This is a genomic window from Hyphobacterium sp. CCMP332 (assembly GCA_014323545.1).
Taxonomy (GTDB): Bacteria; Bacteroidota; Bacteroidia; order Cytophagales; family CCMP332; genus CCMP332.
Map to the genome: position 1 here is coordinate 1118901 of CP058647.1, position 24385 is coordinate 1143285.

A 24385-nucleotide genomic window follows, 5' to 3' on the forward strand; every position below is an offset into this window, starting at 1 on the left:
AAAGCGTTTCTGATACATGACTGAAAGCTATGATGTAATTATAATTGGGGCCGGCCCCATTGGTTTGGCATGTGGTATTGAGGCTAAAAAAGCGGGTTTTACGTATTTGATCATCGACAAAGGTTGTCTGGTTAATTCTATTTACAACTATCCGCTTAATATGACCTTCTTTTCAACTTCAGAGCGATTGGAAATTGGTGAAGTGCCTTTTATATCCCATGGTAATAAACCAAATCGTTTTGAAGCATTGGAATATTACAGGAGAGTGGCTTCTTCATGGAATCTCCAACTCAAATTGTATGAAAAAGTGGAAGCTGTGAAAAAATCTTCCTCAGATTTTGAGATTTTCACCAACAGAAATAAATACCATTCCAAATCTATCATACTGGCGACAGGGTTTTACGATTTTCCTTATCTCATGAACGTTCCGGGTGAAGAACTCCCCAAAGTAAAACATTATTACGATGAGCCTCATCCCTATTTTGGCCAAAAAGTAATTGTGGTAGGTGCCGCCAATTCGGCGGTCGATGTTGCGCTGGAGACCTATAGAAAAGGAGCTGAAGTCACGATGGTTATAAGAGAAACAGGACTCCTCGATTCGGTAAAATACTGGGTAAAACCCGATATTGAAAACCGCATCAAAGAAGGTTCAATAAAAGCCTATTTCAATTCTGAAATAACAGAAATCCGGGAATATGAAGCTGATATAATTACACCCGATGGGCCTTTAACATTTGATAATGATTTTGTTCTTGCGATGACCGGTTACCAACCCAATTTCAGTTTGATGGAGGCCATAGGTATAAAATTTCATGATGATGAATTTCATACACCTGTCTACAATGAAAAAACCCAGGAAAGCAATGTGGAAAATGTGTTTTTAGCAGGGGTTGTATGCGGGGGATTAAAAACCAATAAATGGTTTATTGAGAATTCCAGAGAGCATGCAATAAATATTGTATCTAAATTGATAAATAAAATTAAAGAATAGAATTTCTATTATTACATCAATTATAATTACTAATTATCCATGTTTCAAGAGTTTGCATTGCAATGAAATCGTTTTTCCTTATTCTAATTGTTTCCATTCTCGCAATCAATCTTTCATATTCTCAAGTCCGTAAACAACATCTGATTTTAGCAAACAATGATACGATTGTAGCCAAAGTTTTACAAGGTAAAATGGGTGGCAAAATACTTATTGAGCACAATAGAATTCAAAAAGTTTTGGAACCAAATGAGTATATAAGTTTTTTTTATGCGATTGTGGATCTTAATTTGGAAGAATACGGTGATCGTTTTGGAGGAGGAATTGGATTTTTTGGTATTGGTCCTATCGATGCTCACATTAAAGCAGGAATCGGTAATCAGTTCTTTTTTACCTTAAGTGGAGGAGTAAGAACAGCCGCAATCTTGGAATACGAAAGCCGCAATCGTCAAGGTCCATCAAAGATTAAAACTCACATTGCAGTATCTGCTTTTTCCGGATTCACAGCCTATGGAAAAAAACATCCAAACAATAACGACAAAATACTTAGAAGAGGTTTTTTTTCAAGGGTGGGGTTTAGTTTGAATGAAAATTTTGTTGAGTACATATTTCAGACGGGAATGACATGGGAATATTATTCCGATAAAAATAAGAACAGATCATGGTCTCTTGAAATATTTCCCTATTTAGCAATTAGCGATAATCCCACTACCAGGTATTGGATATCTGAAGTTGACAGAATTCAAGGTTTGACTTTGAGAATTGCATATACCAATTACTAGCTATGACCAAATCTTAAAATGGTGGCCTGTGATTGCATATTTTTAATCAGATGGATTATCTTAAATTTATTGCAGAACTTTTGAGTTATTTTAATTTCACATATAATTCCATTGATTTGTATATACCGACACAAATCGGGACCTAAACAATATACGCAATGAAATCGGATATAGAAATTTCGCGGTCGGCGACGCTGAAAAATATTTCAGAAATTGCTAAGGAACTCAAAATTCCTTCAGAGAAAGTAAAACCATTCGGCCATTATAAAGCCAAACTACCTCTGGACTTAATTGACGAGGATAAAGTAAAAAAGTCAAACATGATTCTTGTGACTGCCATGACGCCTACCAAAGCGGGCATAGGAAAGACCACCACTTCTGTAGGATTGACTTTAGGCTTAAATAAGATAGGTAAAAAATCCATCGTAGCTTTAAGAGAACCTTCCCTCGGACCTTGTTTTGGGATGAAGGGCGGTGCTGCAGGTGGGGGCTATGCCCAAGTTTTGCCCATGGAAGAGATTAACCTTCATTTTACGGGTGATTTTCATGCAATTACTTCTGCTCATAATACCATTACGGCCTTACTCGATAATTATCAATTCCAAAATCAGGGCACAGATAAGCAATTAAAGGAGATCGTCTGGAAACGTGTGCTCGATGTTAATGATCGTTCATTGCGTTTTATTGTATCCGGGCTAGGTGGAAATACCAATGGTGTGGCCAATGAGTCCGGTTTTGACATTACACCTGCTTCGGAGATCATGGCAGTTTTTTGTCTTTCCAAAGATTACATTGATCTCAGAAAGAGAATTGATTCGATAATTCTCGGTTACGATGCAAACAGAGAACCATTCAGAGTAAAGGATTTAAAAATTGGCGGTGCAATTGTGGTTTTACTCAAAGAAGCGCTGGAACCCAATCTCGTTCAAACCACAGAAAACACACCGGCCATAATTCACGGAGGACCCTTTGCCAATATCGCGCATGGTTGCAATTCACTGATCGCCACAAAAATGGCCATGTCACTTAGCGATTATGTCATTACAGAAGCCGGTTTTGGTGCGGATTTGGGTGCCGAAAAATTTCTCAATATCAAATGCAGAATGGGAGGAATTTATCCGAAAGCCACGGTGATGGTGGTTACCTCGCAAGCCTTGAAACTACACGGCGAAGTAGACGAAAAGGAAATAAAAAAACCAAATCTCGAAGGGATCAAAAAAGGATTGAGAAATCTTGAAAAACATCTGGATAACCTCAAAAGACTCGGCCAAAAAGTCGTTATTTCCTTTAACCAATATTATTTTGATACGGACGAGGAATTGAACTATATGCGACGATGGGCCAATGAAAAAAGCCATGTACTTGCCATTAATAACAGCTTTGTAGAAGGGGGAAAGGGCGCCGTTGAACTCGCAGAAAAAGTGGTGAATGTTATTGAAAATGATGCATCTAAAGGGGTTGAATTTACTTATAATAATGACGATTCCATTCAGGATAAACTCAATGCTATTGTTCAAAAGGTTTATGGTGGAAAAAGAGCTGTACTTTCTAAAAAAGCATTTCTAAACTCCAAGAGAATAGCCAGGTTGGGATTGCAGCATTTTCCGATCTGCATTGCCAAAACACAATATTCTTTTACGGATGATCCTAAAAATCCGGGACATGATGGGAATTTTGAAATTGAGATTCGCGAACTGATCATCAATGAAGGAGCAGGATTTATTGTAGCCGTTGCCGGAGATATTATGCGTATGCCTGGTCTGCCAAAAGAACCTCAGGCTTTGCACATCGATATGGTAGATGGGCAGATTGAAGGGCTGAGTTGATAAAGTGTGGGGCGTGGAGTGTGAAATTGAAGGTAATTGAAGATTAAAAATCCGTACTCCGTATTCCATATTCCATACTCCGTATTCCGTACTCCGAAATCCGAATTCACTACTCCGTATTCAAAAATAGAACTCCTTTCTATTAGAATTGTTAAAATTTCATGGACGACAAATTAAACAGAGGTATTCAAAATTTCAGAGAGGGCAATTTCAAAGAAGCCGTCTCAGAGCTCAACGAATATATTGCATTCAACGCATTTGAAGTACAGGCACTCTACGCCAGGGGAATAAGTCACAGAAAACTGGATGATCACCAAAAGTCATTGGAAGACCTTGACAGAGCGTGCAATTTACTTCCTACAGATGCTGAACTATTATCGGAGCGGGCAGTGACCAAGGTACATCTGAAACAATTCGATAATGCCATTGAAGACTTTCAAAAAGCACTTGATCTGGATGATAAAAATCCATACCGCTATTCAAGTCTTGCTTTCGTACAAGCCAAAGCCGGATTGGTTTTCGAAGCCATTGAAAACTATGAGAAATGCATTGAGCTTGATCCCGAAGATGCCATTGCTCTGAATAATCTCGGATTGCTGGAAGAACAAATTGGCTATAAGGAGAGCTCAAAAAAGCGTTTTGAAAGAGCCGATTCCATCATGTCAGAAAGCGAAGGTGAAAAATTCCAGAATGTTGAAAAACTCAGGGATGAAGCCATTGAAAAAATAAAATCACAGAGAGCAGACACACAGAAAAAGCCAAATAGCAAGAAGAAGGGATTAATTAAAACCTATTTCAATACCATTGGAGATTTATATTCAAGTGGAGAAGAAAGGAAAAGGTTTTTGAAGTTTTTGTTTCGGGACAAATCCATTTAAGAACAACATTTTTACAGCCATCTAATCCGCTTAAATGCCGACTTTAAATGCGGAAAAGGATTTGTTCGAAGAGTAATTTCGCTAATAAGTTAAAGGGATTTTCCTCTTTCAGAGTAAAAGTTTGTCTGAATGGGTCATGATTTTTTTAGGAAGAGTCTCATTTCATGAATTAATAAGAACAAATAAAGAGTTTCCTCCATAAAGAAGATTGCATCTCTTCATGACAGGCACTTCGCTCTGAAATAGAAACACATTTGAGTCTTTTGTAAATCATATTTCGAGATTCCATAGTAGCCGAAAATTGGAGACTTGATGTTTAGCCAATTTTTCGAGATTCCAAGAACCCATGAAGAACTTTCGGTCTTCAGGGCAAGCAAGTCTTGGAATAACGGAAGAGTTTATGGCCTTGTTTTAATATTAACGGTAAAACCCCAAAAGTTTTCGTTACTCTAATCCCGTATTTCCCCGCATTTCCCCGCATTTATTGCGGGGGCGGGGTTCGGGATTGAAGTCTCAATTTAATTTTTTCAATTATCGAAATGCCTATCTATTTCCTCAGTTCGATTCTCCTCCTCAATTTCCCAGTTGTATTTCTTCCTCGGATCCGACTTTCTGAAAACAATAGCCAGAATAACACCTACAATTGAGCCTGAAATATGGCTTTCAAATGAAACGCCTTCCTTAACAGGAAAGAGTCCAATGATCATGGATCCATACAAGAAAACGACAAGCATTGAAATGGCAAGCCGTCGCTGGTCTCTTCGTATGATTCCCGATATAAAAAGGAAAGCCAATAAGGCATAATTAACACCACTCAAACCGATATGGAAAGACTCCCTTGCAAACAGCCAAACGAACACACCGGGTACAAAAAAGCATAGCATAAATGAATTAATGGCAGCGCGTGGATACATAAAAAACAAGGCAGCAGTTGAAAGTAGAAAAGGTATGGAATTATATATCAGATGCTCCCAATCCCCGTGAATGAACTGGCCGAAAAAGAGCCCTTTTAAACCTGAAAAGCTTCTCGGAAACACACCGTAATCCGAAAAGGATAATCCCATTTTGGATTCAAATAATTTGATCCAAAACATGATCCCAATGAGTATGAGTGGCATGCCCAACCAGCGAAAAAAATAATATCTGCGTCGTGAAAACAATTAAAAATAAATTTCCTGCGCCAATCTATAGGTGTTGGCATGCGCATCCACAATGTCGGAAATTTTTTCTGAATAACCGCCACCCATCGTAACCACAATTGGAATATCATTACTTTTTGCCTGTTCAAAGACATATTTATCTCTTTGCCGACAACCCTCTTTGGACAATCCCAATCTGCCCAGTTTATCCGTCGAAAGGATATCGACTCCACTTTGAAAAAAAATAATTTCCGGCTGAACTGAGTCGATGAGTTTAGGAAGGTTTTCTTTTAGTGCCTTTAAGTATTCCCTGTCGCCGGTACCATCAGCCAATTCAATATCCAGATCCGATTCTTCTTTTTTCATGGGATAATTCTTTTCACCATGAATGCTAAAGGTGAAAACCCGCTCTTCATTTTCAAATATTTTTGCCGTTCCATTGCCCTGGTGAACATCTAAATCAACGACCAGAATTTTCCCCAAGACCTTGGAATTAAGTAAATATTGAGATGCGACGGCTACATCGTTAAGCAAACAAAAACCCTCTCCCCTGTCTCTGTATGCATGATGCGTCCCACCTGCCACATTAAAGGCACAGCCAAATTTCAATGCGTATTTGGCACAATCAAGGGTCCCCTGCGTAATGATCAATTCCCGCCTTACTAATTCTGCACTGAGAGGGAAACCGGTTTTTCTTTGTTCCGATTTGCTGAGTTTCAGTTTTTTTAATTTTTCCCAATAGGAATCGTAATGTACGGCCAAAATATCTTTTTCAGAAAGCAGTTTGGGTATGAAAAAGTTAGAATCCGAAACTGTACCCTCGTATTTTAACTGCTCCGGAATGAGAGAATATTTCTCCATCGGAAATCGATGATTTTTGGGTAAGGGATGATGGTACTCCTCGGACCAGGCAATTTTTAGCATGTCTAATAAACAAGAATTTCTAAACAGCGTTTCTGATTCATTCTATATTTTATAAAATAAGTCCAAAAAAATAGAATTAGCTTCCCAATATGGGAAAATTTGTGTTTCTTTCCCATTATGAAAAACATTGAAGGCTTTAAAATATTTGCGGTTGAGGATGACCCCAGCTTTTCCAAAGTATTGGAGTACACCCTAAAATTAGATCCCGAGCACGAGGTTAGGATGTTTGAAAATGGCAAAGATTTACTCAATGCTCTACCGGAAAAACCCTCATTGATAACCCTGGATTACTCGCTTCCGGATTTTAGCGGGGGCGAACTGCTTCAAAAAATAAACTACTATAACAAGGAAATTCCTGTCATCATCATTTCAGGACAGGAAGATGTTAAAACTGCGGTTGCCTTAATAAAAGAGGGCGCCTTCGATTACATCAGCAAAGAAGAAGACCTTCGTACCAGACTGCTCAATTCCATTAACAAGGCCAAAAAAACCAATGAACTCGAACATGAAATCGAACATTTACGCGAAGAAATAGCGCATAAATACGAGTTTGAAAAAAGCATTATAGGCAAAAGTCCTTCCATGCAGGCCATTTTTAAATTATTGGAAAAGGCTGTTCATACAAACATAACCGTTTCTATCAGCGGAGAAACGGGCACGGGAAAAGAAGTTGTTGCCAAAGCCATTCATTACAATTCGGCATTGCGAAACAAAGCATTTGTAGCTGTAAACATCGCAGCTGTACCCAAAGACCTGATCGAAAGCGAGTTATTCGGTCATGAAAAAGGAGCCTTTACGGGTGCCATTACTCAGAGAAAAGGAAAATTTGAAGAAGCCAATGGTGGGACCATCTTTCTTGACGAGATCGGCGAAATGGATATCAATCTCCAGGCAAAAATGCTCAGGGTGTTACAGGAAAGAGAAATAACTCGGGTTGGCGGAAGCAAAACAATAAAGCTAAATGTCAGAATATTGGTTGCCACGCATCGGAATCTGGCCGAGGAAATTAAAAAAGGAAATTTTAGGGAAGACCTTTATTATCGCTTGCTCGGTTTACCGATTACCCTGCCAACCTTGCGCGAAAGAGGTTCCGACATTCTGATACTGGCCAAACATTTTCTTAACTCATTTGCCAAAGAAAATAACATGGGCTCAATTAATATTGAAGAAAGTGCAAGAAAGAAATTAATGGCCTATTCATGGCCGGGAAATGTGAGAGAGCTAAAAGCGGTGATAGAATTGGCAGCTGTAATGTCAGATGGAGAAAAACTTAAATCAGAAGATATTACATTTACAAGTATTGATAAAAGTGAAAACTTCCTATTGGAAGAACAGAGCTTAAGAGATTACACGTTTAATATTATTCGCCATTTTCTAAAAAAATACGATGATAATGTATTGTTGGTTGCTAAAAAATTAAACATTGGTAAATCAACATTGTATCGCTATTTAAAAGAAATGGAAGAAGAACAAAACTAATATTATGGCAATAACCGATTTAGCCTATTTGCACCAATACAGTTCAAACGACAAGGATTTTGTTCAGGAGATGGTAGAGCTCTTTCTGAGTTCAACACCTTCTTTCTTAGAGGAAATGAAAAGCTCCTTTGAAAATAAGGACTATAACATGGTTGCCAGAATATCTCATAAAATGAAACCCTCCATGACATTCATGGGAATTAAAAATGGTAAAGAAATTACCATTGCATTGGAAGATTATGCCAATGAAGGCACAGATATCGCTAAAATCGAAGAGAAAATTACTGAGTTGGATCAGTTATGTCAGCTGGCTTTTTCTGAGCTCAAAGTTGCTCTGAATGAGTTGAAATCCTGATTTATTTCCATTTGATATTACATCCGGCACTTGGAAACTGATCCATTGGCGGAGTCTTGCCATTGAGTAGCTGCTCCAAAGCATTTCTCAAATCTTTGCCATCCACCGGTTTATCATTGCCCGGTCTTGCTTCATCCAATCTGCCGCGATAAAAGCATTTATCATTAGCATCAAATAAATATAAATCAGGGGTACATGCGGCATAATAAGCTTTGGCCACCTGCTGTGTTTCATCAAAGAGATAGGGAAATGCAAATCGATGCACTTCAGCAAATTGCTTCATTTTCTCCGGCGAATCTTCAGGGTATTTTTCGATATCATTGGAAGATATCGCGATGGTTTTTATTCCCCTTTTTTCGTACACTTTTGAAATTTTTACCAATTCATTAATCACATGAATAACATAAGGGCAATGATTACAGATAAAATATACAAGTGTACCCTTATCTCCTTTTAAACTTTCAAATGTGTATTTTTTTTGATCCAGGGTATTTATGATTTCAAATTCAGGAGCCCCTGTTTTCAAAGGCATCATGTTAGAATCGGTAAGTGACATAAGTAATTATTATTAGTTTAAATATTATTTACTTCCAGACTGATATTTTCATCTCCTTCGCGATAAGGTAAATAAGTAAATATAAATTGAAACATCTCATCTGTGGTTTTCATGCTATGATCCGGCTCCCTGATTTCTCGTGGAGGAAAAAAGGGATTAAAAGGATTATCCGCTGTATTGTCGAACAATCCCTCGGCAACTAAGGTAGCCCCAGCCGGAATTTTTATCATTTTAGGAAATTTGTAATAAAACTGCCAGCGAAAATCCCAACTATCAATTTTTACTAGCGGAATGGTATCTTTTTTTAATGTTACTGCATAGGCTTTAAACTTTCGACCAAGCAAATGCATGTGGGGATTCACCATAAGAAGTGAAATATCCTGCGGCACCTGATATTTTGTATAAAAAGTCATTATGGTATCCGGTGGTATGATCAGTTCGGGTTCTACAGGAGATATTCCCAGCGTGCCCATTTGCGTTTCATGCGGAATTCTTTCGGGTTTTTTTCTGGAAAAAAAGATATTGATCTTTGATTTATCCCATTGATCCACCGCCGTTGGCCCATAATGCATGTCCTGCATAAAAAATGCGGCTTTTTTACTGACTTTAAAACCTCCGATCTCCTCCGGATAGGCTACAGGAGAAACACCGGGTAAATAATTGCAAACCAAGGTGCGTATCTCAGGCATGGTCCCATCATCGTTAAGAAGACCCATCACTTTATAGGCATTGCGTGTTCCCAGCGAGTCGGGAAAAACGATTTTTTCACCTGCAAAATGATCTGATTTTTTGTGTGAAGTATAATTAATCAGATGGCCATTCATGTGATGAGCCAGTTGTCTGTTGCCCGGCACAAATTCCATTAATCTCACAAAAGTGTCTTTTTCAAGCTCAAAAGGTATTTTAATAAAAACGAAATGATCCACATTGATGCCTTTTATTAAAAATGAATCCTCCATTTCAATAACGAGATCGGGTTCACCCAATTGACTGCCTGTCGGAAATGTTGGTGGTTCGGGAATTGCAGTACTGTCTCCAATTGGCATTCCATTGTCTATCCAGTTGACTAGGGTTTGAATTTCCTCTTCCTCCAGATATTTCTCACCCAGAAAATGTCTGTAGTTTGGATCAGCAGGCCAGGGTGGCATATAGCGTGTTTCGACTACAAACTGAATGGTCTCTGATCTTTTTTTAATATCCTTATAGGTAATCAATGAAAAAGGACCTGCTTCCCCCGGCCTATGACAAGGCATGCAATTATTATAAAAAAAAGGGGCAATATGTTCGCTGAAAGTTGGGTTTTCAATGACTTGAGCTATTTTTTCAACCTTTTCCTGATCAGCCCCTCTCTTATCTTTTCCAATTTCTGAACAGGAAAGAAAAAACAAACAGATGATTAGAAAAGAAGGGTAATTTTTCATTGAATAAAGCATCCCACAGCGCTGGTAGATTTAATTTTAATCTCGCGATTCTCAAGCGTCGCCACAATGGCATCTTCAAGATATCTTTCTGTAATTACGGTTCTTTTTTGGCCTAGTGAAATAGCCCAGTTATCAATAGCTCCGGAATAGCGCACATTGCCATTCTGATCCAATAAAAAAGCCTCCGGCGTTATTTCTGCACCAAGGGCATTACTTAGCTCAAAGTCAGGATCGAAATAAGTATTAAATTCCAATCCAAAACGAATTAGGTATTTCCTTACTTGTTCGCTATTGTATTCTTTTCCCGGCACGATGCCAACGAATTCTATCTGAGGAAAATTATTCTTCAATTCCCTCATGGCTACGGCATAATTTTGACAAAGAGGACATTCAGGGGATAAAAAATAATAAACTCTTACTTTGTTGTTCGCGATGTCCTGCCAGGCTTCTTCACCTGAAATAATTGGTAAATCAAGGTCATTCGGAACTTTGTTATATTCCTTGTTGCAGGAAAATACTGCGATCAGCACGCAAATGGATAAAAGCCTATTCATAAGAAATATGCAAGAGGATTAATCTTTAATAGGCCAACAAATCAGACAAAATCAGGTTCCTTTTTAAATATTTTCAAAGCTTCATTATAACCCAATTCTACCAGTTCATCGACTTTCTTAAAATCAAAAATACCATATTTCTGAGCTTCAATAATATTTATGGGGTATCTGCATTTATTCAGTGCGTGTTTTGTGTTTTGCCATGCTACAATATCAATCGTTCGATCCACCAATTTTGCAAAGGAATCCGGCGTTTTACCGGATCCATCGCCCATGATGTTTACACCAATTATATCATATTCAAAATCCTCAAGGGGTTTAATTGGCAGATTATCTGTCAAGCCTCCGTCAGCGTATAATTCATTTTTGATTTTCACCGGAGAAAAGATCATTGGAATAGAACAGGAAGCCACTACGGCATTGTGAATATTTCCATTGTGAATATATTCCACATCGCCAGTTCTTAGATTGGATACCGCGACATAAAATGGCGTTTTAAGATTTTCAAATTCCTCGACATCGATAAATTTCTTGAAAATCGTAGTTAGGTTCTCCATGCTCACCAAGCCGATTTTTGAAAGCGACATTTTAAAAGCCGAGTAAAACTTATGCTTTTTGGCGATGTCTGCCATTTCGTGACTTTTAAGCCCGGCAGCAAGCATATAGCCTACTATTGATCCGGCACTGGTTCCGGACACCGCCTTCACATTCATTTCAAATTCCTCAATGGCTTTTATGACACCAATATGTGCCAATCCCCTTGCCCCTCCTCCACTCAGGCAAAGCGATACAGATTTTCCGGTCATACAAAATCGAAATAATTAAAACGTGAATTTATATTATTTGAGGAAATCAGGGCAACTTAAAGTTTTTTTCTTTGGTTTAACCCTGCTTTTTCCGGGTGGGAATTGAAATTCATACACTAAGCTGAGCTCATGTGCTCCACCGGTACCGGCTCTGAGCTTAGATACTGTAAGATCATAGCTGTATCCAATTTTTAAAGTATAAACCCGAAAACCCATAAAGAGCGCGAGTGCATCGTGATTTCCCTCTGTTCGGTCATATCTTTTTAAAGGTAGGCCTCGGTACATCAAACCGAATGCTGTGTTCTGGTATTGTAAATAGCCTCCAAAATCGAGTTGATCAAATCTTCCCTGGCTCTTGTAATGAAAAACCGGCACCATTTTTACCTGCTGCTGATTCTTCCACATTCTTCTGGTTAGCGGAATTTCCAATCCACCGTGAATACTAAAATAAGGCGGCACAGTACTGGGCTCTTCTCCGTAGAGCGACTGATCGGGTTCATTCAGGTTTCTTCCTGTTATTCCAACCCAGAACTTTTTTGAGTAAAGTAATGCGCCTGTGCTAAATGAGAAATAATTGATCCCATTATTTATGGCATCGTCGCTGGTACTTGAAAAAATCTTTCCCCTTGAGTCCAGCTGATCGCCGAAGGTCAGCTTGGAAAAATCAAAATTCAATGAGTGCAAAGAAAGTTGTGAACCTACCCTAATTCCCCATTTTCTGGATAAATTCAATTTGTAAGCATAGGCAAAACCCAATTCATTATTGGAAAGACCTGCTGTACCCGCCTTATCTGTTGAAAAAATAAATGCAGCGCCGCTATTTACGTGCGACAAATTCTTGTCCAATGTAAATGCCGTCGAAACATAATTAGCGGGAATTCCCGGCCATTGATTTCTATAGGTACTTTGAAATCTAAAATCTTCGGTGGCCCCGGCAAAAGCCGGATTTAGACTTACAGTTGATGAAAAGAATTGGGTGAATTGAGGATCCTGTGCCTTAATCTCAAACACTAAAAACAAGCCTATAATTCCTATTGCAATTTTCGCTTTCATCATTTTACCTTAATAATGTTACATCCCCAATTTCCACTCTTTTTTGCCCATCGATAAAATCTAGAGCAATGCGATAGACATACACATCTTGCTTGCACAGTTTTCCACGATAGTAACCATCCCAGCCTATATCCAATCGCTTGCTCTCAAATATCAATTCCCCCCAGCGGTTAAATATTTGCATGTGCATTCCGGTAGCACCATCGGTGACCGGAAAAAATACATCATTAACTCCTGAAGAATTTATTTGTCCCCCATTGGAGAAATTGGGATTGGGTGTAAATGCATTTGGGATACTCGCTGCCCCCCCTTCTTTAGCCCTGATGCTGAGAAAAGCGGTGTCTTTACATTGAAATTCATTTTCTGCTATCAATGAAATAAGATATTCTCCCAATTGATTGTACTCCTTTTCCGGATTTTCTACGATAGAAATGCTTCCATCGCCGAAATCCCACAAATAATTGATAGCCCCTTTGGAGTAATTTCTAAAGGCAATGGTTTTTCGAGGAATAAAAATTACAGAATCACCCGGTTTGCTCAGCGAAAATCTTGCCTCGGGGTTTTCAAAGACCACAGCAATTGAATCGTATTCTACACTTATGGAATCCAATTCATTCATCGCCGTTAATTTTACCTGATAGATTCCCGGACTTACATAAGTGTGCACCGGGTTTTCAGCATTGGATTTAATACCATCTCCAAAATCCCATTCGTAGCTTTTTGCATAATCCGAAAAATTCTGAAAATCAACCTTCAGGGGTGCACAGCCCACACCATAGGCATCAAAATCAGGTATAGGAGCGACGGGTTTGATAAGTACGATTACTTCAGCACTATCAAAACAGCTTCTGTTTTGGGCAATCATAGTAATCAGGTATTGGCCATGTTCCTGATAGGTATAGTCCACAGGATTTCCCGGGATCTGTGGAGAGCCATCTCCAAAATTCCAATAAAATTCATTTGCCTTTTGCGATTCCTGAAATAATTGAAAGGTCTTATCGGGAAGGTTTTTAATTGGATTGTCTACAGAAAACTGAGCAATGGGTTTGACCAATACATTTATGTCACTGTATATGGTATCCGCACAGCCTTCGGAAGATTGCCCAATAAGTCTGGCAGAGAAAATTGAGTCATTATCAGAATCATTTACAAACACCTGACGACTGAGTACGCCGGCATCGCTGTTTCCATTTTCAAATTCCCAGAAATAGTTGCTCGCATTGCCAAGAGCAGTGAATTCTATTTCCAATGGACTACAACCTTCAATGGTATCCACCCCAATATTGATATTTGGCTGTGGTAAAATTGTTATTGTTTTTGTAGCAGTATCATTACAGCCATAATTGGCAAAAGCTATCAGCTCGACTAAATAGTTTACCGGATTCCCAGTGGTATTGACATAGGTATTGCTCACATTTGAAGCTGACGAAATATTAATATTTCCGTCTCCGAAGTCCCATTTATATGAAATTGCTTTGCTTGTATCGGATAGATTAAAAAAATTAATTGTTGCCGGAGTACAAATGGGCGTATTTACCGTAGTGAAATGTGCATTGGCACTTGGGTAAATGTCTATGGTTTTAACTGTGGTATCCTTGCATTGATAGGTATTGGTACTGATTAAGCGCACATTAAAAGATGTATCCAGATTCGTAGTAAATACCTGATTCGTATTTTGCCCGATTCCATTATTGCCATTCCCGAAATTCCACTCATAAAGAATTGCGCCTGATTCCGCATTAAAATCTACTGACAGGGGTGAACAGCCGTTCAACGGCGTGCCGACAAAGTCGTAGCTTGTTACAGGATTTACACTAATGGACTGTATAAATGTATCGGCACACATTCCACCGGGTGAGAGAATTAAGATGGGCAGAAATATTTTTGGCATCGAATCAGTATTGATATAAGTGGTTTGAATTCCGTTGAATTGATTGTTAATCACCGTACCATTATCCAGATCCCAGATATAATTAAAACTCGAATCAGAGGAACTGTTAAATGAAACATTCAATGGTGTGCAGGCCGGGTTTGGATAAACTGTGTTAAAGTTGGCATTGGGCTGTCGAATTACCAGGAGATCAACCGTATCAGAATCTGTACATCCCTGAAAAGACTGTCCTTGCAAAACAATTTGAAATATGGAATCCACAGAACTTATATAGCTTGAATTACCGGTGAATCCCGTTCCAAAGGAATTATTGCCAAAATCCCAATTGTATATATCGGCGTTTGATATGTTATTATCAACTATAAACTGAGCAAGACTGCCACTGCAAATGCTATCCTGCAGAGCGCTGATGGCCACATCAACCTTCGGATAAACAACAATATTTTTCAATGCTGTATCCGAGCAACCATTCAATTTACTTGCAATAAGCTCAATGGTAAATGTTTGGTTTTGAGATCCATTGTTGACAAAAATGTGATTGACTATTGTATCACTGCTGTTTAGGATTGAGGAACCGTCCCCAAAATCCCAGTAAAATTCATCGCCATCGCTTGAGAGGTTTTGAAATGTACTCAATGCCGGACTACAGCCTGCGGGAATAACAAGCGGCCCTATTTGGGCATTTGCCTGCAATTTTGAGTTCAGCGTATCGTAAACCGTATCCCGGCAATTGAATGATGAGAGACCTGTTAATCTTATGAGATATGAGGAATCGGCATTTGATAAATAGGTATGGCTTGTATTTTGACCAACAGAATTCGATCCATCTCCAAAATCCCAGGAGTAAGCACTTGCCACTCCGATGGCGTTAAAAGCAACCATCTGAGGGCCGCAAAAACTATCGGGCGTAAAATTGAAGCTGAGTTTCAATTCGGGTTTTATTAATACATCCTTGACCAGCGTGTCTCTGCAACCGGATGAAGATTCAGCAATTAGCTGAACCGGAAAAACGAGTGTAAATGAAGAATCATTGTTATAAGTATGATTGACCTGATTTCCTGTGCCTTGAGTGCCATCTCCAAAATCCCAGTAAAGGTTTTGAGCATTTACAGAACTGTCGTAAAATTCAACTTGAACCGGCGCGCAAACGGATGTATTGACGGATGAATTAAAGTCAGCTTTTGCACCACCCAGAACGGTTAAAGATTTTTGAATTGTATCGCGACAACCGAATGCATTTAAAGTACGCAAAGTGACATTAAATGCCGTATCAACGGTGCTAGTGTAGGTCATTTGGGTAAATTGTCCAATGCCCGGTTGGCCATTACCAAAATCCCAGTTATAAGAAACAGCCCCCGGTTCTGCACTAAAGGTGGCATTAAGCGGAGAACATGATATCGAAGGGCTGAATGTAAAATCAAAGTAGGGGTTCGGACCAATCGAAATGGTATCCCTATGACTATCTACACAGCCTTTTGAAGAGCTTGCACTTAACAATACAGGGAATTCCAGAATGGTCAGTGAGTCATTGGTAAATAAATGCGATGGATTAAAGACATTACTTGTGCTGCCATCACCAAAATCCCAAAAAACGTTGTTTACATTTCCACTCAGTATGGTGTTGAATTGTATCGAATCGGGATTACAAAGGTCAATCGACGTATGTGTAAATGAAGCCATGACCTCGGGGAATAGGGTAACGTCAATTGCTGATGAATCCTTACAGCCAAAAGTGGTTTCCGCTATCAGACTAATACTGTATATGCTATCCTGAACAGCATTGTTCTGTAATAAAATGAGAGTATCCTTTGAGCCTGAATAGACAGTATTATCGACGTACCAGAAATATTGCAGACTAGGCGTGCCCATGCTATCGCTTTGATTATTCGTAGTAAAAAGATAAGGAGAGCAAGCCTCAATTGAATCCAATGTAAAAATCGACTGTGGGACAGGTTCCACGATTATGCTGACCGTATCTATTCCGGTACATTCATTGGTATTGATGGAAAGGACAATATCAAAGGTATCCGCATTTAGGTAAATATGATTGGGGTTTTGCAATGCTGAATTGGTGCCATCCCCGAAATCCCAGTTCCAGCTCAATATGGAATCGCCCAGAGAATAAATGCTTTGATCTATAAATTGAGTATTTATACCCTGACAAACCGCATTGGGAGAGATATTGACAATTGGCGACATAAAGACATCAACCGTATCGCTGGTTAAATCAATGCATCCTTTGGCTGATTGAACCTGAAGGGTTATTTCATAAGATCCTATGCTGTCAAAAAAAATTGTTCCCGGATTCTGAGCATTTGAATTTTGGCCATTTCCAAAATTCCAGTTCCAAATGCTTACATCAGGACTTGAATTATCCTGAAAATTCACACTTAAAGAGTCACAACCTCTGTCATCACTCAAAAGGAGAGAGGCATCGGGCGCCTTTAAAACAAAAATATTTTTGGTAAAAACATCCAAACAAGAAGCAGAGCCACCCGCGATACTTGAACTAAGACTTACAGTCTGTAAACCCGAAGTATCATAGCTATATGTAGGGTTTGTATTAGTACTAAAATTTCCGTCTCCAAAATTCCATTGAAATGCATTGGCTCCATTGCCCGAAAGGTTTGTAAAATTGATAAGATCGCCCTGACATACGGTATCCGGTGATGAAAAATTTGCCGATGGCGGACTTGTAATTACGATCTGCATTATTTCGGTGGCTATTCCACACTGATTACTGTCAAGCAATTGAATGGTATATGTACCCGGTCCCGGAAAAGCTATGGTTCTTGGAATCGAAACCGGAAAAGGTCCCCAGCCAATCACAGAATCCTGACCCGGCCCGTAGAGGTCAAAAAATGTCCATTGCTCATATCTTTGTTTGGTGTTGCCCAGTGCAGGTGTAGCACAATTTAAATCTGAAACATTTGTAAATGTGACTACCGTATCCGGATAACAAAGCAACGTTTGCGATGCATTTATAATGGCTGAGTCAATGTCCCATATCTGTATTGGCCTTAAAATATTCTGAGATGGATTTCCCGCCGTACAGAAATTTTCGGCGGTTAATGTCACTTCGGTTTCGCAATCCACTGTCCCTTTTAAATAAGTATGGGCAAGAGTGTCTCCATGATTTGCAGGACCATAAAATTCTATTGGGCTTCCATCGCCCCAATCCCAGGTATAAGTGGTATTTGGTGAGTTATGGACACTCTGGTTTGTAAAAAACAGGGTGGCAGGCGCACATGATTTAGTGACACCGCCAAATCCGGTTTTAACCGAAGCAATCACTGCTTCTTCCATAACCACCAAACCCGATATTGTTCCACAGGCATTGCTGAAGGTCACATTAAATGTATCTACGGTCGCGGCATATGTATGAGAAATAAATGCAGTACTCAATAATCCATTGCCACTGCTGGAATTACCATCGCCCCAGTCAATGGTAAAGGCACCGGTGATGTCTCCGGTCATTTGAAAATTGACCGTAAATGGCCCGGATCCACATCCTATCCATACAGGGTTTTGCGATGGTGTGATGACCGTACCGAAACTCCCAAGGACATCCGGACACTGTGCCATTGATTGGAAAGGCAACAATGAAATTAGACTAATAAATAATATGCACCTAATGCAATTTTTCATGGTAAGGCTTAATAGAGCGTCTGAAAATTTACGCATCTTTAAGCCCTGTGTTTTGCTTTAAAGGCATATTTGACGAAAATCATTATTCGCCGCTAAGGGTTTTCAGCCATATTGCATCATGGTTTTCTGCTAAAATTTTAAAAAAATTCTATTTATAGATTTTTATAAATATTTTCTGAAGTCCCAAATTTTGATTCAATTTTTAAAAATGAAATGGCAATTCAATGAAATAATTACTGAATAACTGTAATTCATCTTAAGTTTGAATAATGAGTTTAAAATCTATTCTGAACTTAGCTATTGTAATGGCCTTTTACTCCTGCCAGGAAAACAACTCCGGACCCTCCGGCAACTGGCGGGCAGAACTCTACCTTCAAAATGATACCCTTCCTTTTAATTTTATAATTGAGGATTCTGCTGAATTAAAGTTGTGGTTGATCAATGGTAATGAAAAAATATTAGTAGAAGACGTACTCATTGAAAAGGATTCAATAAAAGCCCAAATGCATATTTTCGATACGGAATTGAGAGCCAAAATTATCGGCAATTCAATGAAGGGTGTTTTCGAAAAAAAGTATGCTCAAGGCTATGTGCTTTCTTTTTCTGCTCAAAAAGGGATTAAATACCGCTTTAGTGAAGATCCAAAAACCAATTTGGATATAAGCGGTAAATGGGCCGTTCAATTTGAATCCGAAGCAGAAGATTCAACTTTGGCCCTTGGAAAATTTTCACAAAATGGAAGCAAAGTAGAAGGAACTTTTCTCACAATAACCGGTGACTATCGTTTTCTCGATGGTGAAGTTGATGGAAACCAATTAAAATTATCCTGTTTCGATGGTGAACACGCTTTTCTTTTTAAAGCAAGATTGGGGGAAAATGATGAGTTAAGTGGTTATTTCAAATCGGGAATTAGCTGGAATGAAACCTGGACAGCGCAGCGCAATAATTCTGTTGAATTAAAAGATGCTTATCAATTGACCTATTTAAAGGAAGGCTATGACAGCATTTATTTTGCCTTTCCAGATATGAATGGTGATACGGTGAAGTTCCCTAATCCGCAATTGAAAGGCAAGGTTGTGCTTGTGCAAATATTTGGAACATGGTGTCCCAATTGTATGGATGAAACCAAATTTCTCGCGGATTGGTATAAAAAAAATAAAGATAGAGGCCTTGAAATTCTTGCTGTGGCATTCGAAAGAAAAAATGATCTCGACTACGCAGCAGAAAGAGTTCAAAAAGTGAAGGATAAGCTCGGAGCCAATTACACCTTTCTTTTTGGCGGGCCGTCTGACAAACAAGCGGCTTCTGAAGCTTTCCCTATGCTCAATCAGGTCATGTCTTTCCCTACTTTGATTTTTATAGACAGAAATGGGATTGTGCAAAAAATCCATACAGGATTTTCAGGGCCGGGAACCGGTTTGTACTACGAAAAATTTGTGAAAGAATTCGAAATACTCAGCGAAGAATTGCTGGAAGAAAAATAAATATATTCTAATATTGTCGATATAAAATTTAAACCATGAACGCTACGCTTATTCATCTTGCTTTAAATCACCTCCCAATTTTGGGTACATTAACCGGAATTGTGATTCTGGCTTTTGCACTTTGGAAAACAAACTCATCTATGATTAATACCGCCTTGATTATTCTGATTGTTTCTGGCGTTTCTGCCATTCCGGTTAGCAAAAGCGGTGAGGAAGCAGAGCATGTGGTGGAAGAGTATCCGGGTGTTTCACATGATCAGATCCATGAACACGAAGAATTGGCTGAATCCGCTATGCCGGTCAGCTTGGTTATGGGTGTTTTAGCGGCATTCGCCTTGTATTTTCAGATTAAATCACATCCCAGAGCGAGAATTGCCTCTATTTCTGTTTTGGTACTTGCCATTTGTAATTTTGCACTAATGGCCAATGTGGCACATGAAGGCGGGAAAATCAGGCGGCCGGATCTAAGACAAGAAATGCATGACAGCGATCATAGCATTCAACAAGAGGCCGAAGAACATTAATTATTTTTTCCGTTCAATCGTATAGGTGACCAGGGCTTCAATTGAGCTTCTGCTTTCCGAATCGGGGTATTCTTTTAAAAGTGAAAGTGCTTCGTCCTTATACTGATGCATTATTTTTTTTGCATAATCCAAACCACCGCAGTCTTTTACAATTTTGATGACTTCCTGCACCCGTTTGCTGTCGGTAGAATGATTTTTCACCGTGTTGATAATTTTTCTTCTCTGTGAATAATTCACTTTTTGCAGGGTGTAAATCAAAGGCAGGGTTAGTTTCTTTTCTTTGATATCTATGCCACGTGGTTTTCCGATATCATCGGCTCCGTAATCAAATAGATCATCCTTAATTTGAAAGGCCATCCCCACTTTTTCACCAAACTCTCTGGCCTTGAGAACGGTTTCATCACTTGAGTTAGTCGAGGCCGCTCCAACCGCACAACAGGAAGCGATGAGCGATGCCGTTTTCTGTTTAATAATCTCAAAGTAGACCTCTTCAGAAATATTGAGTTTCCTTGCTTTTTCAATTTGAAGCAATTCACCTTCGCTCATTTCCTTAACGGCATCGGAAACGATTTTCAACAATTTAAAATCGCCGTTATCGATGGCCAGAAGTAAACCACGCGATAGCAGGTAATCTCCAACCAATACAGCTATTTTATTTTTCCAAAGCGCATTGATACTAAAAAACCCCCGGCGGTAATTGGAGTCATCAACGACATCATCATGCACCAATGTAGCGGTGTGAAGTAGCTCAATTAAAGCGGCTCCCCTGTAGGTTTCTTCGCGAATACCGCCATTCATTTGCGCCATAAGTAAAACAAACATCGGACGCATTTGCTTTCCCTTTCTGCTAACGATAAAACCCATGATCCGGTCTAAAAGCGCGACTTTGGTTTTCATAGAAGATTGAAACTTTTTTTCAAAAATTTTCATCTCCTCTTTGATTGGCGCTTGTATAGTTTTAATTGAGGTTTTCATTTGGGTATTGCAATATTAAGTTCTCTTGCATTAGCAAGCAAAAAGCCAATTAGATTGCTTTCAAATAATCCATGCTATATCATTTCATTAAGAATTAAGCAAGGTGCGATAAAAAAGTTTTAATACTTTTATTCAATAAAAACTTATAAATGAAAAGGCCTTTTCTCTTTATCCTTTTTTTGTATTTATCAAGTATTGCTTTTGCTCAAAACGCTCTTGTGCGATCGGGCCCCATGCTGGGTTATTCGAGTATGAAAGAAGTTGGTATTTGGATTCAGCTCGAAAAAGAAGCCGATGTTAAAGTCAGATATTGGCCTGCCACAAATGAGAAGGAAAAAAAGGAAACTGCAATGGTAAAAAGCCAAAGTGAAAATTCATTTATTTGTCATCTAATAGCAGTAGTAAATCCGGGAGTAAAATACAATTATGCCATCATTGTAAATAAAAAAGAGATTGCCTTTGACTATCCTCTAGAATTTCAATCGCAATCCTTATGGCAACACCGTTCTGATCCTCCCGATGTTAAATTTGCGCTTGGTAGTTGTGTTTACATTAACGAACCCGAAGTAGACCGGCCTGGCAAGGCTTATGGAGGGAATTATGAGGTGTTTTCTTCAATAAACAATGAAAATCCCGATTTTATGCTTTGGATGGGTGACAACGCTTATCTGCGGGAAGTGGATTGGAACAGCAAAACGGGCATTTATCATCGCTATTCGCACAGCAGGGATGTTTCAGAAATGCAGGCCTTGCTCGCAAGATCACATCATTTTGCCATTTGGGACGATCATGATTATGGTCCCAATAACTCGGATAAATCATTTTGGAATAAAAAAATAACCGAAAAAGCATTCAAAGATTTCTGGATGAATCCCAATTACAATTTAACAGGGAATGGGGGAATAACCGGAACTTTTTTTTGGAACGATTGCCAGTTTTTTATGCTGGATAACCGCTATTTCAGAACTGCCAATGGACGTAAAACCGGAGATAAGGAGATTTTGGGTAATGCGCAAATTGATTGGTTGATCAATGCTTTAAAATCGAGTCCGGCCAGGTTTAAATTTATTGTAATCGGCGGGCAGTTTATCAGCAATGCTGCAGTTCATGAAAACCATATAAATCTCGCTCCCGAAGAAAGACAGGAAATCATAAACCTTATCAGTGAAGAAAATATAAAGGGTGTCATTTTCCTTAGTGGTGATCGCCACCATTCCGAATTATCAAAACTGGATAGAAAAGATCAATATCCAATTTACGACTGGACTGTAAGCCCTTTAACGGCCACAGCCTACGAAATCGAGGATGAAGGAAATACACTGCTAATACCCGGTAGCAGTTTTGGCGAACGATGTTTTGGAACAATAGAAGTAACCGGCGCTTACAAAGAAAGATTGCTCAAACTGAAGTTATTTAATAAAGATGGTGAAGAACTCTGGAATTTTGAAATTAAAGCAGAGGACCTCAATTAAGACCAGAGTCTATAGCTTTCCAACTTAATTTTTTCACCAAAAAAAAGTTTAGTGGATCGCTCAAAGGAAGCCGTGTAATCCGAAACATAAAAAGAATCCTCATCGGCAGGTGATTCATTTAATAATGATTTTGATTCAAGTAAATTTTTTAAGGATAAGGCTACGGGATCTGCAGAATTGACCACCTTGACTTTGGATTGATAGAATTCATTTATTTCATTTTGGATCAAAGGATAATGCGTACATGCCAATAGCAGAGCATCAATATCCTTGAGCTCAGGCATGGATAGATAATTGGAAATGATATCGTGGCTGATATTGTTAAAAACAAAACCCTCTTCAATCATTGGAACGAGCAATGGTGTGGCCAATGCCTGAAGTTTGAGGCCATTCATTTTTTCGGAAATTTTTTCCTGATAAACACCGGAGGCCACGGTTTGTCTTGTTCCAATCAATCCAATATTTTGATCCTTTAAATGTTCTGCAGCATAATTTACCATGGGATCTATGACATTGATTACCAATGCTTTTGAAGCTACGTATTCTTTAATCAAGTCATAAGCGGCAACAGATGCCGAGTTACAAGCGATAAGGATGACCTTGCAACCTTTTTGTAGCAAAAGATCACATATTTTGACAGAAAATGCCTGTATAGCTGCGGTTGATTTGTCCCCATATGGTAGATGTTCTGTATCACCAAAATAAATCAATTGCTCATTGGGAAGCACATCCTTTACTGTTCTGGCTACGGTTAGTCCACCAATTCCACTATCAAAAATTCCAATGGGATCTTCTTTTTTCACGGATTAGTTTGTCAAATTTTTATTCAAAAATCATTAAATTGAAAATATAAACCATTTTTAAATGCTAAATGTCGGAAAGATCAGAGAACATTAAGAAAATTCTCTCGGAAATCGGAGGGAAATTTGAAGACTTATTTAATGAGTTAAAAAAAGATGCCACGGAAGAAGACGGTGAGATCAATCAAGCCTTTCAGTCTCTCAAAAGAAAAATGAAAGAAGTTGAAGACGATGTAGAAGGATTCGTTGACAATAATCAGGAAACCATCGATAAGTTTAAGGGCAATATTAAAAAAGTCGCTGAGGACTTAGAAAGTGCTTTCGACAAGACCTTTGGCCAAAAAAAGGGAGGTTAATCTTTGTGGAGTGCAAGTATTTTTCTGACGTGTTTATCAAAACCCGTAAGGCTTTCAAATTTTCCTATAATTCTCAATTCCTCATCGATTAAATAAGTGATTCTCTTTATCATACCAATTAGCGGCAGAACGGCATCGTATTTTTTAGCCACTTTTGCTTTTTCATCGCTCAGTAGATGAAAGGGTAAATTGAGCTCTTCTCTAAATTTATTGTGAGTGGAAATTTTATCCTTATTAATCCCGAAGACATCAATATCTAATTCTCTGAAACTTTCAAACTCATCCCTGAAAGAACAGGCTTCTTTTGTACATCCATAGGTAAAATCCTTAGGATAGAAATACAGAATTGTGATTTTTCCTTTGCGGTCTGCCAAATTAAAATCTTGTCCCGAAGTGGAGGGAACTGAAAATAGCGGTGCTTTACTTCCTTTTCTTAAGCTCATGCAAAAAAAAACGCCCCGCAGGACGTTTTGT

General features: G+C 38.8%; 21 protein-coding genes. 10 read left to right on the top strand and 11 right to left on the bottom strand.

The window, feature by feature from the left end; all coding sequences use genetic code 11:
- The first annotated feature begins 16 nt into the window (after positions 1-16).
- The 4 genes from ypdA (at position 17) to HZR84_04880 (ending at position 4474) form a co-directional block, all read left to right on the top strand.
- Positions 17-991, top strand: coding sequence for a YpdA family putative bacillithiol disulfide reductase (gene ypdA, locus HZR84_04865; GenBank protein ID QNL21295.1), 975 nt, complete (start codon positions 17-19; stop codon positions 989-991).
- Positions 992-1053: 62 nt separating this feature from the next.
- On the top strand, positions 1054-1770 hold the full coding sequence (locus HZR84_04870) for a hypothetical protein (protein QNL21296.1): 717 nt from the start codon (positions 1054-1056) through the stop codon (positions 1768-1770).
- Between the two features lie 158 nt (positions 1771-1928).
- Positions 1929-3596 carry a formate--tetrahydrofolate ligase gene (locus tag HZR84_04875; GenBank protein ID QNL21297.1) on the top strand — a complete coding sequence of 556 codons (1668 nt, stop codon included), beginning with the start codon at positions 1929-1931 and terminating at the stop codon, positions 3594-3596.
- 161 nt (positions 3597-3757) lie between these two features.
- The gene (locus HZR84_04880; GenBank protein QNL21298.1) at positions 3758-4474 is read left to right on the top strand and encodes a tetratricopeptide repeat protein; all 717 of its coding nucleotides are present in this window, start codon (positions 3758-3760) and stop codon (positions 4472-4474) included.
- A 527-nt stretch (positions 4475-5001) separates the two neighbouring features.
- Here the strand turns inward: HZR84_04880 and HZR84_04885 are convergent.
- Both HZR84_04885 and HZR84_04890 read right to left on the bottom strand, forming a co-directional pair.
- Positions 5002-5538: a rhomboid family intramembrane serine protease gene (locus tag HZR84_04885; protein QNL21299.1), complete on the bottom strand. Its 537-nt coding sequence runs from the start codon at positions 5536-5538 to the stop codon at positions 5002-5004.
- A 96-nt stretch (positions 5539-5634) separates the two neighbouring features.
- Positions 5635-6537 (bottom strand): histone deacetylase, encoded by a 903-nt coding sequence (locus HZR84_04890; GenBank protein ID QNL21300.1) that lies wholly within the window; start codon positions 6535-6537, stop codon positions 5635-5637.
- A 117-nt stretch (positions 6538-6654) separates the two neighbouring features.
- Here HZR84_04890 and HZR84_04895 point away from each other — a divergent pair, with 117 nt between their 5' ends.
- Positions 6655-8016, top strand: coding sequence for a sigma-54-dependent Fis family transcriptional regulator (locus tag HZR84_04895; GenBank protein QNL21301.1), 1362 nt, complete (start codon positions 6655-6657; stop codon positions 8014-8016).
- Between the two features lie 4 nt (positions 8017-8020).
- Positions 8021-8371, top strand: coding sequence for an Hpt domain-containing protein (locus HZR84_04900; GenBank protein QNL21302.1), 351 nt, complete (start codon positions 8021-8023; stop codon positions 8369-8371).
- Position 8372: 1 nt separating this feature from the next.
- Here the strand turns inward: HZR84_04900 and HZR84_04905 are convergent, their stop codons facing one another.
- Genes HZR84_04905 through HZR84_04930 form a run of 6 tightly spaced genes read right to left on the bottom strand, consistent with a single transcriptional unit; the run spans position 8373 to position 18237 of the window.
- The gene (locus tag HZR84_04905; GenBank protein QNL21303.1) at positions 8373-8927 is read right to left on the bottom strand and encodes a thioredoxin family protein; all 555 of its coding nucleotides are present in this window, start codon (positions 8925-8927) and stop codon (positions 8373-8375) included.
- A gap of 17 nt (positions 8928-8944) precedes the next feature.
- Positions 8945-10348 (bottom strand): hypothetical protein, encoded by a 1404-nt coding sequence (locus HZR84_04910; GenBank protein QNL21304.1) that lies wholly within the window; start codon positions 10346-10348, stop codon positions 8945-8947.
- Positions 10345-10902 (bottom strand): redoxin domain-containing protein, encoded by a 558-nt coding sequence (locus tag HZR84_04915; GenBank protein QNL21305.1) that lies wholly within the window; start codon positions 10900-10902, stop codon positions 10345-10347. Before HZR84_04915 ends, HZR84_04910 begins: the two co-directional genes overlap by 4 nt.
- A gap of 41 nt (positions 10903-10943) precedes the next feature.
- Positions 10944-11708, bottom strand: a complete 765-nt coding sequence (locus tag HZR84_04920; protein QNL21306.1) for a patatin-like phospholipase family protein — start codon at positions 11706-11708, stop codon at positions 10944-10946.
- Positions 11709-11741: 33 nt separating this feature from the next.
- On the bottom strand, positions 11742-12764 hold the full coding sequence (locus HZR84_04925; GenBank protein QNL21307.1) for a type IX secretion system membrane protein PorP/SprF: 1023 nt from the start codon (positions 12762-12764) through the stop codon (positions 11742-11744).
- 1 nt (position 12765) lies between these two features.
- Positions 12766-18237: a PKD domain-containing protein gene (locus HZR84_04930; GenBank protein QNL21308.1), complete on the bottom strand. Its 5472-nt coding sequence runs from the start codon at positions 18235-18237 to the stop codon at positions 12766-12768.
- Between the two features lie 332 nt (positions 18238-18569).
- Here HZR84_04930 and HZR84_04935 point away from each other — a divergent pair, with 332 nt between their 5' ends.
- Together HZR84_04935 and HZR84_04940 are read left to right on the top strand one after the other, a co-directional pair.
- On the top strand, positions 18570-19784 hold the full coding sequence (locus HZR84_04935) for a TlpA family protein disulfide reductase (GenBank protein ID QNL21309.1): 1215 nt from the start codon (positions 18570-18572) through the stop codon (positions 19782-19784).
- A 35-nt stretch (positions 19785-19819) separates the two neighbouring features.
- On the top strand, positions 19820-20308 hold the full coding sequence (locus HZR84_04940) for a hypothetical protein (GenBank protein QNL21310.1): 489 nt from the start codon (positions 19820-19822) through the stop codon (positions 20306-20308).
- On the opposite strand, the gene HZR84_04945 is transcribed toward HZR84_04940, so the two are convergent.
- On the bottom strand, positions 20309-21283 hold the full coding sequence (locus HZR84_04945; GenBank protein ID QNL21311.1) for a polyprenyl synthetase family protein: 975 nt from the start codon (positions 21281-21283) through the stop codon (positions 20309-20311). It abuts the gene before it with no gap.
- A 149-nt stretch (positions 21284-21432) separates the two neighbouring features.
- Between HZR84_04945 and HZR84_04950 the strand changes: the two genes are divergently transcribed.
- Entirely contained in the window at positions 21433-22755 is a 1323-nt protein-coding gene (locus HZR84_04950) for an alkaline phosphatase family protein (GenBank protein QNL21312.1), read from the top strand.
- On the opposite strand, the gene murI is transcribed toward HZR84_04950, so the two are convergent.
- Entirely contained in the window at positions 22752-23558 is an 807-nt protein-coding gene (murI, locus tag HZR84_04955; GenBank protein QNL21313.1) for a glutamate racemase, read from the bottom strand. The two genes, HZR84_04950 and murI, sit on opposite strands and share 4 nt — an antisense overlap.
- A gap of 68 nt (positions 23559-23626) precedes the next feature.
- Between murI and HZR84_04960 the strand changes: the two genes are divergently transcribed.
- Positions 23627-23911: a hypothetical protein gene (locus HZR84_04960; protein QNL21314.1), complete on the top strand. Its 285-nt coding sequence runs from the start codon at positions 23627-23629 to the stop codon at positions 23909-23911.
- Here the strand turns inward: HZR84_04960 and HZR84_04965 are convergent.
- Positions 23908-24354 carry a peroxiredoxin gene (locus tag HZR84_04965; protein ID QNL21315.1) on the bottom strand — a complete coding sequence of 149 codons (447 nt, stop codon included), beginning with the start codon at positions 24352-24354 and terminating at the stop codon, positions 23908-23910. The genes HZR84_04960 and HZR84_04965 overlap by 4 nt on opposite strands.
- Positions 24355-24385 lie beyond the last annotated feature (31 nt).

What these genes read in the sequence shown, in the direction of transcription:
- ypdA (QNL21295.1), top strand. Translation starts at nt 17, where the DNA reads ATGACTGAAAGCTATGATGTAATTATAATTGGGGCCGGCCCCATTGGT.
- HZR84_04870 (QNL21296.1), top strand. Translation starts at nt 1,054, where the DNA reads ATGAAATCGTTTTTCCTTATTCTAATTGTTTCCATTCTCGCAATCAAT.
- HZR84_04875 (QNL21297.1), top strand. Translation starts at nt 1,929, where the DNA reads ATGAAATCGGATATAGAAATTTCGCGGTCGGCGACGCTGAAAAATATT.
- HZR84_04880 (QNL21298.1), top strand. Translation starts at nt 3,758, where the DNA reads ATGGACGACAAATTAAACAGAGGTATTCAAAATTTCAGAGAGGGCAAT.
- HZR84_04885 (QNL21299.1), bottom strand. Translation starts at nt 5,538, where the DNA reads ATGGGATTATCCTTTTCGGATTACGGTGTGTTTCCGAGAAGCTTTTCA.
- HZR84_04890 (QNL21300.1), bottom strand. Translation starts at nt 6,537, where the DNA reads ATGCTAAAAATTGCCTGGTCCGAGGAGTACCATCATCCCTTACCCAAA.
- HZR84_04895 (QNL21301.1), top strand. Translation starts at nt 6,655, where the DNA reads ATGAAAAACATTGAAGGCTTTAAAATATTTGCGGTTGAGGATGACCCC.
- HZR84_04900 (QNL21302.1), top strand. Translation starts at nt 8,021, where the DNA reads ATGGCAATAACCGATTTAGCCTATTTGCACCAATACAGTTCAAACGAC.
- HZR84_04905 (QNL21303.1), bottom strand. Translation starts at nt 8,927, where the DNA reads ATGTCACTTACCGATTCTAACATGATGCCTTTGAAAACAGGGGCTCCT.
- HZR84_04910 (QNL21304.1), bottom strand. Translation starts at nt 10,348, where the DNA reads ATGAAAAATTACCCTTCTTTTCTAATCATCTGTTTGTTTTTTCTTTCC.
- HZR84_04915 (QNL21305.1), bottom strand. Translation starts at nt 10,902, where the DNA reads ATGAATAGGCTTTTATCCATTTGCGTGCTGATCGCAGTATTTTCCTGC.
- HZR84_04920 (QNL21306.1), bottom strand. Translation starts at nt 11,708, where the DNA reads ATGACCGGAAAATCTGTATCGCTTTGCCTGAGTGGAGGAGGGGCAAGG.
- HZR84_04925 (QNL21307.1), bottom strand. Translation starts at nt 12,764, where the DNA reads ATGATGAAAGCGAAAATTGCAATAGGAATTATAGGCTTGTTTTTAGTG.
- HZR84_04930 (QNL21308.1), bottom strand. Translation starts at nt 18,237, where the DNA reads ATGGCACAGTGTCCGGATGTCCTTGGGAGTTTCGGTACGGTCATCACA.
- HZR84_04935 (QNL21309.1), top strand. Translation starts at nt 18,570, where the DNA reads ATGAGTTTAAAATCTATTCTGAACTTAGCTATTGTAATGGCCTTTTAC.
- HZR84_04940 (QNL21310.1), top strand. Translation starts at nt 19,820, where the DNA reads ATGAACGCTACGCTTATTCATCTTGCTTTAAATCACCTCCCAATTTTG.
- HZR84_04945 (QNL21311.1), bottom strand. Translation starts at nt 21,283, where the DNA reads ATGAAAACCTCAATTAAAACTATACAAGCGCCAATCAAAGAGGAGATG.
- HZR84_04950 (QNL21312.1), top strand. Translation starts at nt 21,433, where the DNA reads ATGAAAAGGCCTTTTCTCTTTATCCTTTTTTTGTATTTATCAAGTATT.
- HZR84_04960 (QNL21314.1), top strand. Translation starts at nt 23,627, where the DNA reads ATGTCGGAAAGATCAGAGAACATTAAGAAAATTCTCTCGGAAATCGGA.
- HZR84_04965 (QNL21315.1), bottom strand. Translation starts at nt 24,354, where the DNA reads ATGAGCTTAAGAAAAGGAAGTAAAGCACCGCTATTTTCAGTTCCCTCC.